At 75.0% G+C, this 15398-nt stretch carries 20 protein-coding genes; 13 read left to right on the forward strand and 7 right to left on the reverse strand.

Annotated elements, in window-relative coordinates:
* Positions 1–3: 3 nt before the first annotated feature.
* The 6 genes from IT306_10320 to IT306_10345 all read right to left on the reverse strand — a co-directional run bounded on the left by IT306_10320 (position 4) and on the right by IT306_10345 (position 3298).
* Positions 4–306, reverse strand: a complete 303-nt coding sequence (locus IT306_10320) for a hypothetical protein (protein ID MCC7368808.1) — start codon at positions 304–306, stop codon at positions 4–6.
* Positions 307–396: 90 nt separating this feature from the next.
* Positions 397–1440, reverse strand: coding sequence for a hypothetical protein (locus IT306_10325; GenBank protein MCC7368809.1), 1044 nt, complete (start codon positions 1438–1440; stop codon positions 397–399).
* A gap of 48 nt (positions 1441–1488) precedes the next feature.
* Complete coding sequence (locus IT306_10330) at positions 1489–2058, reverse strand: hypothetical protein (GenBank protein MCC7368810.1); 570 nt, start codon at positions 2056–2058, stop codon at positions 1489–1491.
* Between the two features lie 56 nt (positions 2059–2114).
* On the reverse strand, positions 2115–2333 hold the full coding sequence (locus tag IT306_10335; protein MCC7368811.1) for a hypothetical protein: 219 nt from the start codon (positions 2331–2333) through the stop codon (positions 2115–2117).
* A 340-nt stretch (positions 2334–2673) separates the two neighbouring features.
* Positions 2674–2919, reverse strand: a complete 246-nt coding sequence (locus IT306_10340) for a DUF4926 domain-containing protein (protein ID MCC7368812.1) — start codon at positions 2917–2919, stop codon at positions 2674–2676.
* 73 nt (positions 2920–2992) lie between these two features.
* Positions 2993–3298 (reverse strand): hypothetical protein, encoded by a 306-nt coding sequence (locus IT306_10345; protein MCC7368813.1) that lies wholly within the window; start codon positions 3296–3298, stop codon positions 2993–2995.
* Between the two features lie 1276 nt (positions 3299–4574).
* Here IT306_10345 and IT306_10350 point away from each other — a divergent pair.
* Together IT306_10350 and IT306_10355 are read left to right on the forward strand one after the other, a co-directional pair.
* Positions 4575–4877 (forward strand): hypothetical protein, encoded by a 303-nt coding sequence (locus IT306_10350; GenBank protein ID MCC7368814.1) that lies wholly within the window; start codon positions 4575–4577, stop codon positions 4875–4877.
* A gap of 23 nt (positions 4878–4900) precedes the next feature.
* Positions 4901–5260 (forward strand): type II toxin-antitoxin system PemK/MazF family toxin, encoded by a 360-nt coding sequence (locus IT306_10355; GenBank protein ID MCC7368815.1) that lies wholly within the window; start codon positions 4901–4903, stop codon positions 5258–5260.
* 416 nt (positions 5261–5676) lie between these two features.
* On the opposite strand, the gene IT306_10360 is transcribed toward IT306_10355, so the two are convergent.
* Positions 5677–6282, reverse strand: a complete 606-nt coding sequence (locus IT306_10360; GenBank protein MCC7368816.1) for a helix-turn-helix transcriptional regulator — start codon at positions 6280–6282, stop codon at positions 5677–5679.
* A gap of 521 nt (positions 6283–6803) precedes the next feature.
* On the opposite strand from IT306_10360, the gene IT306_10365 reads away from it, so the two are divergent.
* The 11 genes from IT306_10365 (at position 6804) to IT306_10415 (ending at position 15392) form a co-directional block, all read left to right on the forward strand.
* On the forward strand, positions 6804–7499 hold the full coding sequence (locus tag IT306_10365; protein MCC7368817.1) for a hypothetical protein: 696 nt from the start codon (positions 6804–6806) through the stop codon (positions 7497–7499).
* A gap of 10 nt (positions 7500–7509) precedes the next feature.
* A complete protein-coding gene (locus IT306_10370; GenBank protein MCC7368818.1) occupies positions 7510–8844 on the forward strand; it encodes a hypothetical protein in 1335 nt (444 codons plus the stop codon).
* Complete coding sequence (locus tag IT306_10375) at positions 8834–10213, forward strand: CpaF family protein (GenBank protein MCC7368819.1); 1380 nt, start codon at positions 8834–8836, stop codon at positions 10211–10213. Before IT306_10370 ends, IT306_10375 begins: the two co-directional genes overlap by 11 nt.
* A gap of 119 nt (positions 10214–10332) precedes the next feature.
* On the forward strand, positions 10333–11193 hold the full coding sequence (locus IT306_10380) for a type II secretion system F family protein (GenBank protein MCC7368820.1): 861 nt from the start codon (positions 10333–10335) through the stop codon (positions 11191–11193).
* A gap of 10 nt (positions 11194–11203) precedes the next feature.
* Positions 11204–12259, forward strand: coding sequence for a type II secretion system F family protein (locus IT306_10385; GenBank protein ID MCC7368821.1), 1056 nt, complete (start codon positions 11204–11206; stop codon positions 12257–12259).
* A 135-nt stretch (positions 12260–12394) separates the two neighbouring features.
* Entirely contained in the window at positions 12395–12598 is a 204-nt protein-coding gene (locus IT306_10390; GenBank protein ID MCC7368822.1) for a hypothetical protein, read from the forward strand.
* A gap of 2 nt (positions 12599–12600) precedes the next feature.
* Entirely contained in the window at positions 12601–13107 is a 507-nt protein-coding gene (locus IT306_10395) for a pilus assembly protein (protein ID MCC7368823.1), read from the forward strand.
* Positions 13104–13532: a hypothetical protein gene (locus IT306_10400; GenBank protein MCC7368824.1), complete on the forward strand. Its 429-nt coding sequence runs from the start codon at positions 13104–13106 to the stop codon at positions 13530–13532. Before IT306_10395 ends, IT306_10400 begins: the two co-directional genes overlap by 4 nt.
* Positions 13529–13978: a Tad domain-containing protein gene (locus IT306_10405; protein MCC7368825.1), complete on the forward strand. Its 450-nt coding sequence runs from the start codon at positions 13529–13531 to the stop codon at positions 13976–13978. The genes IT306_10400 and IT306_10405 overlap by 4 nt, the downstream gene beginning before the upstream one ends.
* 84 nt (positions 13979–14062) lie before the next feature.
* Complete coding sequence (locus IT306_10410; protein MCC7368826.1) at positions 14063–14623, forward strand: hypothetical protein; 561 nt, start codon at positions 14063–14065, stop codon at positions 14621–14623.
* A gap of 157 nt (positions 14624–14780) precedes the next feature.
* The gene (locus IT306_10415; protein MCC7368827.1) at positions 14781–15392 is read left to right on the forward strand and encodes a hypothetical protein; all 612 of its coding nucleotides are present in this window, start codon (positions 14781–14783) and stop codon (positions 15390–15392) included.
* Positions 15393–15398 lie beyond the last annotated feature (6 nt).

A 15398-nucleotide genomic window follows, 5' to 3' on the forward strand; every position in this document is an offset into this window, starting at 1 on the left:
CGGCTACGGGGCCGCATCGCCGAGCTCGAGCCAGCGGAGGTAGAAGGCGGCGTCCCGCACCCGCCAGCACGGCTCGGCCAGGGCATCCGGCAACACGCTGCCGATCAACGCCAGGTCGGCCGCCGCATCGGTCCCGTAGCACGCGAGCAGCGCCGCCGGCGTCGAGCAGCGCCGCAGGCCGGCCAGCACGGCGTGGACCGCCACGTGGATGGGGCAGGCGCCGAGCGACGTCAGGCGGGCGACCTCGGTGTGGCCGCGACGCCAGAGCGCCACCGTCGCCCGATCGTATGGCGCCAAATAGTCCATCGATAGGCTCCCTTCGCCTTTCGGGTAGTGTTCTTGAGCGTGTGGCGAGCGGCCTCGGTCGGAAAGCCAACCGGGACCGCTCGCCGGGTCTCAGCGGAGCGGCCGGGCCCGCCGGACCTGGCGCTCGCCGACGACCGAGCCGACCTCCCAGGCCGGCCCCATCCCGAGGGCGCTCACGACCACGTACTCCCCGCCGCTCTCGCGGGCCAGGATGGCGCCGCGCCCGGGATCGGGCGCGTAGCGCAGCGGCTCGGCGAGCCCACGCTCGCGGCAGAGGCGGGAACAGGCCCGGGCCCACTCGCCGAAGACCTGCGCCGCCAACGGGGTCGGCAGGCCGTCGACGTCGATCCCCTCCAGGCGCGCCACGGCCTCGGCCGGGCTGCGCCGGAGCTCGCGGCGGACCGTCCAGAGGGTCTCCTCGGCGGCGACGCTCTTGACGGCGGCCTCCCGCTGCGCGATGATAGTCACGAGAGAAGCGGCCTCGGCGTTGTTCGGGTCTTCGGTGCTAACGACGCCCGCCAATGCCTTCGCTTCCTCGAGTCGCCCGGCTCGGAGCGCTTCCGACGCTTCGGCCAGGGCCCCGGAGAGTCGCCCGGCCCGCTCGGCCTCGGCGGCTCTCAGTCTGTCTGCCTCCTCCTGACGCCGGCGCTCGGCGAGCAGCCGACCGACGTCCAGCCGCGCCGCGAGGTTCTTGAGCTCGGCGCAGCGCGCGTCGGCGAGGCGGGCGGCGGCCTCCTCGGCCCGGGCGGCGAGCCCTGCCACGTGCGCGGCCGTCGTCCGCGCCTCCTCGGCGAACGCACCATCAGCCAGCTCCTCGGCCCGCAGCTTCAGGTCGCACGCGCCGTCGCGGGCGCGCTCGGCCTCCTGGAGAGTCGCGGCGAGCGCGTCGTACTGCTCCAGGTCGCGCAAGGCCAGCGCCCGGGTCGCCTGGTCCTGGCGGGCGACGGCCGCGAGCGTCGCGCTCGCCGCCTCCAGCTCGGCCAGCAGCTCGGACAGGTCGGGCGTTCGGTCCGGGGCGACATTCTCGGCGGGCGGGGGCTCGACGGCATCCTCGGCCGGGCCGGTCGGCAGCTCCTCCAGGTCGAGCAGGCGCGGGAGGTCCGCGAAGCTCTTGACGACAATCGATCTCGACATGGTCGATGTCCTCCTCGACTTCGATATGGCGGCGGGGTGGTCGTCGCCTCAGGCGGCGGGCCCGATTCGCCGGACGGTGGCAGCACCGGGGGCGGGGGCGAGCGGGTCCGGGCGCAGCGCGCTCACGCTGCCGTCCGCTGACCGCCCGGTCGGCTCGAGCTCGATCGGCACAAGCACGCCGGTCCCGCCACCCTCATGCAGCGCCAGGCCGATGCACTGCTCGGCGAGGGCCGCGAGCAGCTCGTCCGTTTCGAGCCAACGCCCGTCGACCTGCAACGCCAGCCGGATCAGGGCGAATCCGTCGCCCCCGGGCCGGAGCCCGAGCTGGTAGCAGCCGGCCAGCTGGCGATCGGTGCAGATCACCTGCTGGACGACGATGGCGACGTCCCTGGGGAACGAGCCGCCCAGCGCGCGCTCCAGCCGACGCAGGCCGAGCCGGAGGTCGCGCTGCAGGCGGCGGTGCCGGGCCCGGTCGGCGACCAGGATCTCGACCGGGATCGGCCGTCGCCAGCGGTGCAGGATCTGCCAGGCACGGCGCGCGGCGCCGACGAGCCGGCCCCCCAGGGCTCGCAGGCGCCGCACCCAGCCGGCGCATCGCGTTGTGGCACGTCTCTGCACGAGTCTCCTCCCATGAGCGCTGTCGCCTCGGTTGAGGCGTGTCCTCGGCCGTAGCGTCACGTCGTGCAACCGCCCGATGGGGTCGGGTGCGTCGACCCAGGACCGGCCTGCTCGTGCAGGAGACGAACGGCGAGCGTGAGCCCGGCCTCGATCCCCCGGCGCGCGATGACACGGTGGTCTCGGCAGCACGCCCGGTCGGCCCTCGGCTGCTCCCGGGGATCGACCTCGGCGACGATCTTCTCCACGGCTCTGGTGAGCTCGTCCGCGATCGACATGGCGTCCTCCTTTCATTGCCGCCCCTCGACACGGCGATGCCGCCCGGCCGAGCGGCGACCGTCCGGGGCGTGGGCCGCATGTGCGTGCGTCGTTTCTGGACCGCGGCGGTCCTCGGGCCGTCCCAACCTCCTTTCGATTGCTGGGCACATGAAAAGGCCCCGCTCGGGTGAGCGGGGCCCTCGGTGGACGGTTCGTGCCGCGACCGGAGGCGGTCGCGGCGGGGCTGCAAATCGGGATATCCCGAGTGTCTATACGTAGTTCGCCGGGTCACCCCGCCGAGGCGATGTTGTGGGTCATCCCTCGTCGATCAGAGGGTCGGGGACGGCGGCCTGCGCACCGCTACGAGCGGGGTGCCACGGCCCGGGCGTGGCGGACGTCATGCTCGGCCGCCGGACGGACGGCGTCGGCGGCGACGTCGATGACCGCCATCGTCTCGCCGGTGACCGTCGTGACCTCGACGGTGTATCCCGGCGGGACGCCCTCACGGCCCGAGTGCGCCAGCAGCACCACCGCGACGTCGCCCGCCCGTAAGGTATCGCCAGGCACGTCCCGGGTGAGGACGACCATCGCGTGCTCCGGGAGCAGCTCGCTCACTGTGGGCCTTCACTCCTCCGCCCGGGATGGGCGGTCGCGAATCGCGGTCGCGTCGTTCCCCATGCTAGCACCTGGCGGGCCGGACGACCGGGTTCCGACCGTCCGGCGTCGGCAGCGGGTCCTCGACGGTGTAATGATGGCCGTAGGCCGTCTGCCGCTCGCCCACGACCAGCCCCGACCGGGCGTGGGCGAGCAGGACCGCCTCCAGGACCGGCCATGTCTCGCGACGGAAACCGAAGCACTTGAGGAACGCCGCCTTGTCGCCCCCGACGGGGTGGTCTGGGTTCAGCAGGTAGTCGGTGAGCCTGGCCGACTCGATGAATGCCGCCTCCGCGCCGGGCAGCGACGACCGACCGCGCCCCCCTTCCATGCCGTGGTTCCTCCCCGTTGTGGACTCGGGGGCTCAGACTGCCGCGTCACCGGGCACCACGGGGCCGCGGTCACCGCGAAACCAGCAGGCGATGGGCACACGGTTGCTGCTCCTCGCCGAGACGGGACGACCGCATGCGGACGCACACCAGCTATCCAGGCGACCTGGCCGGTGCGTCGGTCTGCTCGTCCCCGGTTCGCCCTCGGCAGGAGCGCGTGTCGCCGCGCCTGCCCGGACCCGGCCGGGTCGCGTGCCGGTCGCCTCTTTGACGCCGAGCGGGAGAGCAGGCTCACGGGCCAACGTCGGTGCGTCGGCCGCATCCCGGTCGGGCGTGGGGATGGGGCACCACCCCTGGCGGCTTTGCGGGCGAAGCCGCCGAACCTCGAAGACGTCCCCAGTTTAGCCGCGGCCGCCCCCGGATTGGACCCCGGACATGCACGGCCCTGCTGAGCCGCCCGGCTGTCCTCGGGTCGGCAGCCTACCTCCGGAGCCTCGGCAGGCGGCCGGGGAGGGCGGCGCCGAGGCGTCGGGCCGGCCATCGGCCGCGGAAGGCAGCCGAGGACTCCGAGCGCTTCCCGCACGGTGGCGCCGCGCGGAGTGCGCCCGGCGCCGGACCGCGCGCGGCGGTGCCACCGGGACCGGCGCCGGATGGCGGCGCGAGCGGCCCCGGGGGCACGAACGACTCGTCGCGACATTGGCCCCAACTGAGTTCGGGAGCCTTCCTGGTCAGGCACGGCGAAACTGGCTGCATCATGGGGTATCCATCAGTCCGGCCTGCCGCTCCCGGGCCCCACTCCCGGGACTCCAGCCGGCGCCCGCCCGCCGGGCTGCCGATGGGCCCGCGGACGCGGGATGTAGCCGGGCCGCCCGCCGCGCCCATCGCTCGCGACTGGCGCTCCCGGACATGAGAGCAGACTGGGGACCCCCGCTGGTACTGGCCTCCGCGCACGTCGACGGCGAGTGCCTGGCTTCTGGAGCCGGCCCGCTCAAACGCATTGGCCGCGCTGGCGGAGCGCTCGAGATCGGCCGTGCGGCACCTGTGGCCCGCGGGTCAGTACTCCTGGCCATCAGGGCAATGTTGGGGCGATCCTCGCCCGATCATGGCGCGATGACGGCCGATGCTGCACGCTTGTCGCGATCCCCGACCACCGTCGGCCTCGACGCGAGCGTTGTCGTCACCGCGCGAGCCGGCTCGCGCGGTGACAGGACGAGCAGCGGGCTCCCCGCGGGGTCGGCGCGCGGTATGATCAGAAGTAGGATCACACCGAGGTGAGCGATGGCAGTCCACGAGCGCGTCACCATCACGCTTCCCGCCGAGCTCGTTCGAGACATCGACCGCCTGGAAAAGAATCGGAGCAAATTCCTCCAGGAGGCGGCCCGACACGAGCTCGAGCGGCGACGGCGTGCTCAGCTTGAGCTCTCCCTCCGCACCCCCCACGCCGAGGCCGCCGACCTGGCCGAGGTTGGCTTGGGCGCCTGGGTCGCCTCCCTGCCGGAGGAGGATGCCGCCGGGCTGGTCGACCTCGAGGCGGGCACGGCCGTCCGCTGGGTGCCCGGCGAGGGTTGGACCGAGGTCTAGCGGTGAGGCTCGAGCGTGGCACTGTGGTGCTGTTGGAGCTCGATCCCACCGTCGGCCATGAGCAGCGGGGCGTCCGCCCGTGCATCGTCGTCAGTGACCCGGACGTGATCGCTGACCAGCGCTTTCCGCTGACCGCCGTCGTTCCTGTCACCGGAACGCCTGGCCAAGGGGCGCTCTATCCCAGCCTCCAGCCGGGTCGCAGTGGGCTGGCCAAACCGTCCTACGCGCTCATCGACCAGCTACGCTCCGTGGACAAGCGGCGCATCCGCCGTGTCTTCGGCGTGATCTCCAGCAGCGAGGTCGACGCCCTGGACGAGGGTCTGGTGCTCTTTCTCGGCCTCGGCGCGAAACCCACGTCGCCCGGAGCGCAGTCTAGCGACTAGACGCGGCGTTCGTGCTGCCGTTCTCGCAGCCATTCCTGGCTACGGCTTCGGGTCCAGGATCCGTCAAGCTCTGGGCCGATCGGCGATCCTGAGCGAACCGCGCGCTCGCGCGGCGCCAGTCACACGACGCTCGTCGTTGCCGCGCTCCGGCATCGGACTGCCCCCGGCGACACCCCGCACCTGCGTCGGCCGACAGCGCTGGCGGCCCCGGGGGCACGAATAACTCGTCGTGCGATTCGTCCCTCCCTCGGCCGGGGGCCCTCCTGGTAGGCCGCCGCCGGGCGGTCCGAAACTGGCTGCATCATAGGGGGTTAACGGGTTGCGCACGCCGCACCCGGACCGCGGCCCCCGGGCCGTCCGATGCCGAGGGCCGCTCGACCATGGCCGCCCCCGCCGATCCGCTGTCGCCCCGCGGCCTACCTGACCTGACGCCCTGGACCGCGACGGATTTGACTGGGGGTAGCTGGCGATCTGCGGGGCGTCAGCGTTGGCGCTGCGAGGCCGTCCGGCCCAGTCGCGACGCCATCCACGGCGCGCGGACGGGGAGCCAGCTGGCCGTCCACACCTGGCCGTCCAGACTGTTCCTCGACGCTGGCCCCGGGCGCGGTCAGTCCCTCGAGGACTCGGATCCGCTCGACGATTCCCACCAGCGCGTCGACCGTCGCGGGCGACAGTCCGGCGAGCCGACCGACGAGACGGCGGACGGCATCGTCGCGGAGCGCGAGCACGATGGCCGGGTCCTCGCTCGTCGGCGACGCGGGCTCGTCGTCGAAGAAGTAGCCGCACGGCACGCCGAAGAAGGCGGCCAGGGCCTGGAGGTGGCTGCGACGCGGGTCGGTCGCCCGCCCCGTCCGGAGCTCCCAGAGGTAGGTCGGGGAGATGGTCGGGCCGCCGGCCGCCGCGATCGCCCGCGCTGCCTCGCCGGTCGTGTACGGGCGCCCGCGGGGGGAACGCGCGGTTCGGAAGAGACGGTCGAGACGGTCAGCCAGGGTCTCCCCGGGCGCCGGCTCGCCATCCAGCATGTTCCGCTCCCTCAGCCGCCGCGCTCGCACGTCGCCCGTGACTCGAAGGCCCGGCGCGCGAGCGGACCGCGCGAGTATAGCGCATAGCCGCGATCCCTCAAGTGGATTGGCTGGGTGGACCGACGGCTCACGGCGGAGGTTGCGTACACCGTCCACGCAAGCGTATAAGACCAGCATGTGATCCACATGTGTGGATCGTGCGTCGGCAGAGCTCAAGGGGGAGCGATGGCCGGGGCGGCGCCACGGAGGCGGGAGGCGGCGAGCGTACTCCGCATCGCGGTGGGGCCGGCTGCGTCCCGCGCCGGTCGATCCACCGCCCCCGCTCGACCGCCGAGCGCGCTGGGCCGGGCCGACGCCGTGCGGACGGCCCGTGCCAGCGGCCCCGCGTCGGCTCCGCTCTGGGCGGCGACGCGGGGCACGTGGTTGGTGGGGGAAAGGCCGGCCGGTTCGTCCCGCCGCGGCACCGTCCCCCGTACCTCCCTGCTGCATGACCGCCGTCTGGTCGCCGGGGGGGTGGGCCGATGAGTGTCGGGGTGCTGACGCCGGCCCGGGCGGTACGCCGGCCGTGGCGCGCCGATCCGCGGGCGCTGCTCGGGGCCGGGCTGGTCCTCGTCGGGATCGTCGGGTACGTGGCCGTGGCCGGACTCACCGCCGACACGCGGGCGGTCGTCGTCGCGGCCCGCGACCGGCCGGCCGGCGCCCGGCTCGCGCCCGGCGACCTGGCGGTTGCCCGGGTCCGGGTCGACGACGCGATCTACGCCGCGGCGATCCGTGGCGACGAGCTGGAGTCGCTGGCCGGCCGGACGCTGCCGACGCCGCTTTACGCCGGCCAGGTCCTCGCGCGGGCCCAGGTCGTCGACCGCCCGCCCCCGGCCCCGGGCCAGGTGCTGATGACGGTCGCGGTCCCGCCCGAGCGGGCCGTCGGCGGCCAGCTCCGACCGGGCGACCTCGTCCGGGTGCTGGCGACCGAGAACGGGCCGGGCGGACGGGCGGTCGTGGCCGTGCCCCGGGCGACGATCGTCGAGCTGGGGCGCGAGTCCCTGCCGGGGGTAGCGACGGGGCGAGGCGACGGGCCGCCGCTCGCCTGGGCGACGCTGCTGCTCGGCGAGGCCGAGGCGGTGGGGCTCGCCCAGGCCAAGAACACCGGCCAGCTCGACCTGGCGCTCCTGCCGCCGGAGGCCGAGCCACCCGGCGAGGCGGGAGGCGGGTCCCGATGAGGGTGCACCAGTGAGCGCGACGCTCCGGCTCCGACCGGCTCGGCTCGCGATCGGGCTCGGCAACCCGGCCGCCGAGGCGGCGCTGCTCCCGCTGCTGGCGGCCGCCGACGACCTGGAGGTCGCGGCGCGCTGCCTGGGGGCTGAGGAGCTGCTGGCGGCCGCCCGCGACCCCGCGATCGACGCCGTGCTCGTCTCGCTCGACCTGCACCGCCTGACGTCGGAGCTGCTCGCCGAGCTGGCGAACGATCGGCCGTCGCTCGTCGTGCTCGCCCCGGTCGGGGCGCCGCCGGACCTGCCGGGCCTGGTGGTGCCGGCCGAGGCCGAGCCGGCCGAGGTCCTCCAGGCGCTCCGCCTGGCCGTCGGCGGCCCGGTGGTCTCGGTCGCGGCGGCGCGTGGTCCCGCCTCGCGCGAGGAGCCGCCGCCCGCCCCGGGCTCCGAGGTGGACGACACTCGCGTGAGCGGGCTGGTCGCGGTCGCCGGCCCGCCGGGTGCCCCGGGCCGGACGACGGTCGCCCTCGGCGTGGCGGCGGGGCTGGGCACGATCGCGCCGACCGTGCTCGTCGAGGCGGACGCGACCGCCCCGAGCGTCGCGGCGTACCTCGACCTCGACCCGTCCCGCAACGCCTTCATGCTGGCCCACGCGGACCCCGTGACGCCCCAGGACTGGGAGGAGACCCTGGCCCAGGAGCTCCAGCCGCTCGACCGCGCCCGCAGCCCGCACGCGGTCGTGCTGTGCGGGGTGCCGAAGCCGGAGATGCGCGGGGCCTTGCGTCCGGCCTTCGTCGCGCAACTGCTCGACGAGCTGGGCCGCCGCTACCGCTATGTGGTAGTGGACCTCGGCCCGGACCCGCTCGGGACGGAACGGTCGCTCGGTGTGCCGACGCTCGACCGGGCCGAGGCGATCCTGGTCGTCACAGGGGCCGAGCTGGTCGGGCTGCATCGTGCGCGCGGGCTGCTCGCGACGCTCCGGGCTCGGCCGGGGCCCGATAGACTGGCGCTCGTCGTCAACCGCCACGACCCGAAGCGTCACCACGCGCGGCGGGAGATCGAGTGGGCGCTGGAGACCCCGGCCGCGGCGATGATCCCCTACGACTGGGGCGGCGTGCAGCGGGCGGCCGCCGCCCAGCGCCCGGTCGTGCTCGAGGGTCGCGGCGGGGCCGCCCAGGCGCTGCTGGAGCTGGCCGGCCGGGTCCACGGTCGGCGGCTGCGGCTGCCGCCGGATCCGGAGCGGCCGGCTCGGTGGGCGTGGGCGGCACGCCGGCCGGGCTGGCCCAAGCGGCGCCCGCGGCCGGCCCCGGCTCCAGCCTCGGCTCCGGCGCCTGAGAGGGCATCAGATGGTCGCTGAGCGGCGCGGCGGGGTGGCGGGTGGCCGGCCGGTCGGCCCGGAGCGCGAGGCCGAGCGGGCGCTGCGCGACGCGGTCCGCGCGGCCCTGGACGGGCGCGTGCGCCAGGGGACGCTCGACGAGGGACGCATGCTGCGGCCGGGTCCCGAGGAGGAGGCCGAGGTCCGCAAGGAGATCCGGCGGCTGATCGCCGAGCACCAGCGAGTGGCCCGCACCTCCGGGGGCGTCGTCCTGGCCGACGAGGCCGCGACCGAGGCGCGGCTGGTCGACGCGCTGCTGAAGCTCGGCATCCTCCAGCCGCTGCTCGACGACGGGTCGATCGAGGAGATCGAGGTCAACGGGCCGAGCCGGGTGTTCGTCGTCCGCGACGGGCGGACGGAGCTGCTGCCGGAGCTGTACTTCGACGACGACGAGGAGCTGCGGCGGCTGGTGAAGCGGATCGTCGGGCCGCTCGGGCGGCGGCTGGACGAGGCCTCGCCGATGGTCGACGTCCGTCTGCCGGACGGCTCGCGCCTGAACGCGGTCATCCCGCCGGCCGCGGAGTTCACGGCGGTCACGATCCGCAAGTTCCTGCTGCGAGCCCAGTCGCTCGACCAGCTGGTGCGGCTCGGGACGCTGCCGGCGGCCGTCGCCCAGTTCCTGGATGCGGCCGTCCGGGGCGGCGTCAACATCCTGGTGAGCGGGCCGACCGGGAGCGGCAAGACGACCCTCCTCAACGCCCTCGGGGCCGCCATCGTCGGGCTGAACGAGCGGATCGTGGTGGTCGAGGAGACGGCCGAGCTGAAGCTCTCGAAGCTGCCGAACGCGGTCTCGCTCCAGGGGCGCGCGGCGAACGTCGAGGGGGCCGGCGAGATCACGATCCGGGATCTCGTCCGCAACGCGCTGCGGATGCGGCCGACCCGGATCGTCGTCGGCGAGGTCCGCGGGGCCGAGGCGCTCGACATGCTCGACGCGATGAACACCGGCCACGACGGCAGCCTGACGACGATCCACGGCAACAGCCCTAGAGACGCGCTGGCCCGCCTGCGGGTCCTGGCGCTGCGGGCCGAGGAGCGGGTCCCGGCCGAGGCGCTCGGCGAGATGATCGCCTCGACGGTCGGGTTGGTCGTCCAGCTCCGCCTGGACCCCCGGAGCGGCGAGCGGCGGGTCTCGGGCGTGTTCGAGGTCACCGGGCTCGAGGGCGCGACGATCGTCGGCCAGGACCTGTGGACGATCGACGACGGGGGGCGCCTGGCGTGGACCGGCCGCCAGCCCCGCTGCCTGGAGCGGATCGCGGCGCGGGGAATCGACTACACCCCGCCCCCGGCGGTCGCCCGCCCCCGGCGAGGTGGCGCGGCGGCCGGGGCGCGCGCCGGCGAGGGCGGCCGGTGAGTCGGATCGGCAAACGGTCGCCCGTGCCCCCGGGGTGATCCGGGAGCAGGCCGGGAGCACGGGCTCATAAGGTGGGAGCGGTGGTCACGTCCGAGGGGGCGTGCGGAGGAGACGCGACGATGGAGCGGCCGCTGATCACGCTGCTGCTGGCCCTGTCGTTCGGGGCCGGCCTGGGGCTGCTCTACGGCGGGCTCGTCGACCCGCGCCCGCCGCGACCCGGCCCGGGCCCGGTTGCCCGGCTGCTGGCGCGGGCCGGACTTGCCGACGTGTCGCCGCGCGAGTTCGTGCTGGTCTCGACGCTGGCCGGACTGGCGGCCGCAGTCGCCGCCCAGGTGGCCCTCGGCTGGACGGCCGTCTCGGTGCTGGCCGGGGTGCTGGGCACCGCCGTGCCGCTCGGCTACTACCTCCGTCGCCAGGAGGTCCGTCGCGCCCGGGTCCAGGCGGCGCTGGTCGACGCCCTGGCCCAGCTCCGCGACACGGTGCGAGCGGGCCTGAGTGTCGAGGAGGGCGTGGCGGCCCTCGCCCGGAGCGGGCCGCAGGCCCTGCGCGCCGAGTTCGCCCGCCTGGCCCAGGACGCGCGGCTCGACGGCTTCGCGGCGGGGTTGGGCCGGATGCGGGAGCGGCTGGCCGACCCGGTCTTCGATATGGCGGCGGTCGCGCTCCAGACGAACGACCGCCTGGGCGGCCGGCAGGTCGTGCCGGTCCTCGATCGGCTGGCCCAGGCCAGCCGCGGCGAACTGCGGGTCCAGGAGGAGCTGCGGGCCTACCGGGCGCGGACGGTGCTCTCGGCGCGGGTCGTGGCGGCCGTGCCGGTCGTCCTGCTGGTGGCCATCCGCTGGATCAATCCGGAGTACCTGGCCGTGTTCGACGCGCCCGCGGGCCAGGCGGTGCTCGCGCTGTGCGCGGCGAGCGTCGCGGTCGGCTACGGTGCGATGCTCTGGACGGCGCGCACGCCGGGCCAGCCGCGGGTGCTCCGATGAGGGCGCACCCGTGAACGACCCCTTCGGGCTCCCAGACCTCGGCTGGCTGGCCGACCCTGCCGCGCGGGCCGCGGCCTGGGCAGTGCTGGTCGAGCGGCTCGGCCGGTTCGACCCGACGGCGGTCCGGCCGGGCGGGCTGCTCTGGCCGGCCCTGGTCGGGCTCGGGTTGTACCTGCTGCTGGTGGCCCAGCCGATCGGGCGGCCGAAGCCGGACCTGGTCGAGCGGCTGCGGCGGCTCGACGTGGACGAGCGGGTCCGCTGGGAGCTCGGGGCCGAGCGACTGCCGCTGTTCCGGTCGCGGCTGCTCGAGGCCCTCCTGCGGCCGGTCCTCGACGACGTCGGGGCGCTGCTGCGGAGCCTGCTCGGCCGGCTCGGGCTGGCCGGCGGCCGCGACCTGGAGGCCAGGCTGGCTGTCGCCCGACCGGGCGTGACGGCTTCCCAGCACTACGGCGAGAAGCTGGCGGTCGCGCTGGTGGCCGGTGCGTTCGTCCCGCTCGGGGCCTCTCTCGGGGTGCTCCCGTTCGGCTGGGCGACGCCGTGGATCGCGGCGCTGGTGGCGGGACTCGGCTTTGCCGCACCGGACTGGGAGCTGGAGCGGCGGCTGCGGACCCTGCGGGCCGCCTGCGCCCACGAGCTGCCGGCCCTGGTGGACTTGCTCGCGATCGCGACCTCGGCCGGCTACGCCGTCGAGCAGGGGCTGGAGCTGGTCGTCCGCGAGGGGACGGGAGCGGCGGCTCGCGAGCTGCGGCGGGCGACCCGCGAGGCGGCGCTCGGGCAGGCCCCGCTGGTCGAGGCGCTCGAGGCGGCCGCGCGGCGGGTCGGGGCACCCGAGCTCTCGCAGCTGGTGACCACGCTGCGGGCCGCCCAGGAGCAGGGCCTGCCGCTCGGGCCGGCGCTCGCGGCCCAGGCCGAGGTGCTCCGCGACCGACGGCGGCTGGCGGTGCTCGAGGAGGGCGGCAAGGCGAACGTCCGGATGGTGATCCCGGTCGCCGTGTTCATCCTCCCGGTGCTGTTCATCATCCTGCTCGTCCCGGCGGCGGTGTCGCTGCTGGGGTTCGGGGGATAGGGAGGTGGGGACGACAGGACGGCGAGCGCGAGGCGGGGGCGGCGCCGGGGCGGCGCCGAGGTCAGTGACGCGGCGGGCAGAGCGCGGGAGGCAGAGGTGTCCGAGCTTCGCTGGTGGATGGACTGCGTCTGGCTGATGGTGGCGGCCCGGCTCCCGGCCGGGCGGCGGTTGGCGACGGCCGGGCTGGCCGGCCAGTCGCTGGTCGAGTACGCGCTGGTGATCGGGGTGATCGCCCTGCTGGCGATCGCCGGACTGACGGCCTTCGGCAACGGGATCAGTCAGCTCTTCAGCTCGATCCTCAGTCGAGTGACCGGGGCCGTCGGCGGGGGCGGGGGATAGTGATGCGCGCCCGGGCGAGCGCCGACGCGGACGGGGCGACCGCCGGCGTCGCCGTGCCGCGGCCCCGGCCCTCCGGCCGCGAGGAGCGGCGACCCCGCCGGCTGCGACGACAGGTCGAGCGGGGCCAGGCGCTGGTTGAGACGGCCCTGGCGTTCCCGATCCTGGTCTTGGCGGCCTACGCGATGGTCCAGGTGGTCCTCTACGTCCACGCGCGGACCGTCGTGGTCGCCGCCGTCCAGGAAGGCGCCCGGGCGGCCGTGACGGGCGGCGACGGGATGGGGCGAGCGCGCGAGGTGCTCCAGGCCGGCTTGGGCCCGAGCGGCCGTCGGCTGTTCGTGAACACCCGCATCGAGCTCGGCGCTACGGGCGGCGAGGCCTGGGTCGTGTCCGCCGACGGGACCTGGCCGGTCCACGTCGGGCTGACCCGCATCGAGGTGCCGCTCCGCGCCGAGGCGCGCGTCAGCGGCGAGTTCTTCCGCGGCGGCCCGCCGGGAGGGCCGGGGCGATGAGGCGCCTCGAGCGCGCCCAGGCCCTCGTCGAGGTGGCATTCGCCGTGCCCGTCGTCGTCATGCTCGTCGTCGGGGCGACCGCGATCGCGACGGTGGGGCTCGTCCAGATGGCCTCCGAGGCCTCAGCCCGCGAGGCGGCCCGGGCGGCGGCGTCGGCGAAGGACGCCGCCGAGGCGGTCGCGTGGGGCCGCCAGAGCGGCCAGGAGGTAGCGAGAGGCTACGGGCTCGCCAACGCGCAGGTCGACGTCACGGTGCGCGACTTCCCGCGCCCGAACCAGCCGCGCACCGGGGCCGGCGAGGCCCGGGCGACGGTCCGCGCCGACGTGTCGGTCCTGCGGTGGGGACGGGTCGCGGTCTCGGCCGAGCACGTCGAGCCGATCGAGCCGTACCGAGCGCGCTGGATCGGGGGGGCGGGAGTCCCGTGAGGCACCGTGCGGCGGCGCGGCGCGGCGTGCGGGGCCAGGCCGTGGCCTGGCTGGCGATCATGCTGCCGCTGTTCCTGGCCGTGGTCGGGCTGGCCGTCGACGGGGTGGTCGTCCTGGGGGCGCGCCGCGAGCTCCAGGATATCGCCGACGGCGCGGCGCGAGCCGGGGCGACGGCGGTCGACGAGCAGCGCTACCGCGAGCAGGGGACGGTGGAGCTGGTCGAGGGGACCGCGCGCCAGCGGGCCGAGCAGGCGCTCGCTCGGGTCGAGTCGCGTCGGCTGGAAAGCCCTCCAGCTGGCGACGTCCGAGCGAGCCGAACGGAGGTCGCGGTGAGCGTGCGCGGGCGGGCCCGGCTCGCGTTCATCCGCATCGTCGGGATCAGGACCGCTGAGGTGCGTGCATCGGCAAGGGCGCGGCCGTTCCCCGGCATCACGCAGGCGGAGTGAGGGGGCTCTCGAACCACCACGGGCGTGGCACCGCGGCAAGAGGTCGCGACCTGGGCCAGCTCGTGGCGAGACATGGAGGAGGCGATGAAGAGCAAACTGCCGAGGGCACTGGTCCTGGCACTGCTCGGGGCGGCGATGGTCGTCGGCCAGCTGGTGCTCGGGGCGAGCGCCGTCGTCGCCCAGGCGGCCGACGACGAGGGGCCGCTGATGCAGCGGCTGCGCGAGCTGCGCCGCCCGGATGGCTCGGTCGATGCGCCCTACGGGACGGGCCAGCCGGAGGAGCTAGCAATCCAGACCGCCTACGAGCAGTACCTTGCCGTGACGGTCGATGCCCTAGCCCGCACCGATGCGAGCCGCATGGAAGAGGTTGCGGCCGGCCGACGGCTCGAGCGGACGCGGGCGTACATCAACCAGTTGCAGGCCTCCGGGCGCCTGGCCGAGGTCACGGTGGAGTCGATAGCGCCGGTCGCCTACGTGGAGCTGACCGGTACGGAAGCAATCATCTACGTCCAGTATCGCCAGTGGCATCGCGAGATCGACGCCGTGACTGGGGCCCTCATGGCGGAGCAAGCGGGCGAGATCCTGGACACCTACTACCTCCTGGAGCGGAGCGATGCCGCGTGGAAAGTCACGGACAGCGCCTGATGCCCGACGGCGCACCCTCGTGCTGAGTGGCGCAGCACTGGGGGCGCTCCTCCTTGGGCCAGCAACTGCCCAGGCAGCACCAGGCGATCCGATTGGCATTCGCCCGCCGCCCCAGCGGCCGACCGCCGGCGTCCGCCCCGGGGGCGGTGGGTGGAACGTGAGCGGCCCCGGCCGTCCAGGCAGTGTCGGAGCTGGCGGGCGCCCCGGTGGCAACCCCGGCGCGGGCGCCGGTCCCGGGGCCGGCGGCGGAGGACCGATCACGGCGGCCGGCTTCGCCAACTGGCTCTTCGAGCTCCAGATCCCGCAGCTGACGATCCGGACGAGCCCAGAGAATCCGGGCCTGGTCGGGATCGAGACGTACTTCTGGGTCGACGGGTACGGCGGCGAGTTCACGGAGCGCGGGCGCGTGCAGCGACCGGCCGATTTCGGCGGCGACTTCAGCGTGCAGATCCGAGGCTGGGCCGGGCGGGTCGACTGGGATTTCGGCGACGGCCTCGGCCGGCTGGGCGGCCAGGTCGGCCCCGGCCGTGGCGACCGGCGGACCCTGCCCGGCGCGGGGCCGAGCGGGTCGACCGTCAGGTACGTCTACGACTTCACGTCATGGCACTACGAGAACGCCCAGCCCCCCGGCTTCCCGGTCGTCGTCCGGGTGACCTGGAACGGCCGCTGGACGGCCACTGGGGGCGAGGGGAGCGGGACGCTGACGCCGATCGCGCGCGACTACGTCCTGGCCTACCGAGTTCGGGAGATTCAGCAGATCCTGCGTTAGCGGGCA

The sequence above is a fragment of the Chloroflexota bacterium genome, assembly GCA_020850535.1.
Taxonomy (GTDB): domain Bacteria; phylum Chloroflexota; class UBA6077; order UBA6077; family JACCZL01; genus JADZEM01.

Bases quoted from the DNA above. Each gene is read 5' to 3' on its own strand.
- IT306_10320 (MCC7368808.1), bottom strand. From the start codon at position 306: ATGGACTATTTGGCGCCATACGATCGGGCGACGGTGGCGCTCTGGCGT.
- IT306_10325 (MCC7368809.1), bottom strand. From the start codon at position 1,440: ATGTCGAGATCGATTGTCGTCAAGAGCTTCGCGGACCTCCCGCGCCTG.
- IT306_10335 (MCC7368811.1), bottom strand. From the start codon at position 2,333: ATGTCGATCGCGGACGAGCTCACCAGAGCCGTGGAGAAGATCGTCGCC.
- IT306_10345 (MCC7368813.1), bottom strand. From the start codon at position 3,298: ATGGAAGGGGGGCGCGGTCGGTCGTCGCTGCCCGGCGCGGAGGCGGCA.
- IT306_10350 (MCC7368814.1), top strand. From the start codon at position 4,575: ATGGCAGTCCACGAGCGCGTCACCATCACGCTTCCCGCCGAGCTCGTT.
- IT306_10360 (MCC7368816.1), bottom strand. From the start codon at position 6,282: ATGCTGGATGGCGAGCCGGCGCCCGGGGAGACCCTGGCTGACCGTCTC.
- IT306_10365 (MCC7368817.1), top strand. From the start codon at position 6,804: ATGAGTGTCGGGGTGCTGACGCCGGCCCGGGCGGTACGCCGGCCGTGG.
- IT306_10375 (MCC7368819.1), top strand. From the start codon at position 8,834: ATGGTCGCTGAGCGGCGCGGCGGGGTGGCGGGTGGCCGGCCGGTCGGC.
- IT306_10380 (MCC7368820.1), top strand. From the start codon at position 10,333: ATGGAGCGGCCGCTGATCACGCTGCTGCTGGCCCTGTCGTTCGGGGCC.
- IT306_10390 (MCC7368822.1), top strand. From the start codon at position 12,395: ATGGTGGCGGCCCGGCTCCCGGCCGGGCGGCGGTTGGCGACGGCCGGG.
- IT306_10395 (MCC7368823.1), top strand. From the start codon at position 12,601: ATGCGCGCCCGGGCGAGCGCCGACGCGGACGGGGCGACCGCCGGCGTC.
- IT306_10400 (MCC7368824.1), top strand. From the start codon at position 13,104: ATGAGGCGCCTCGAGCGCGCCCAGGCCCTCGTCGAGGTGGCATTCGCC.
- IT306_10410 (MCC7368826.1), top strand. From the start codon at position 14,063: ATGAAGAGCAAACTGCCGAGGGCACTGGTCCTGGCACTGCTCGGGGCG.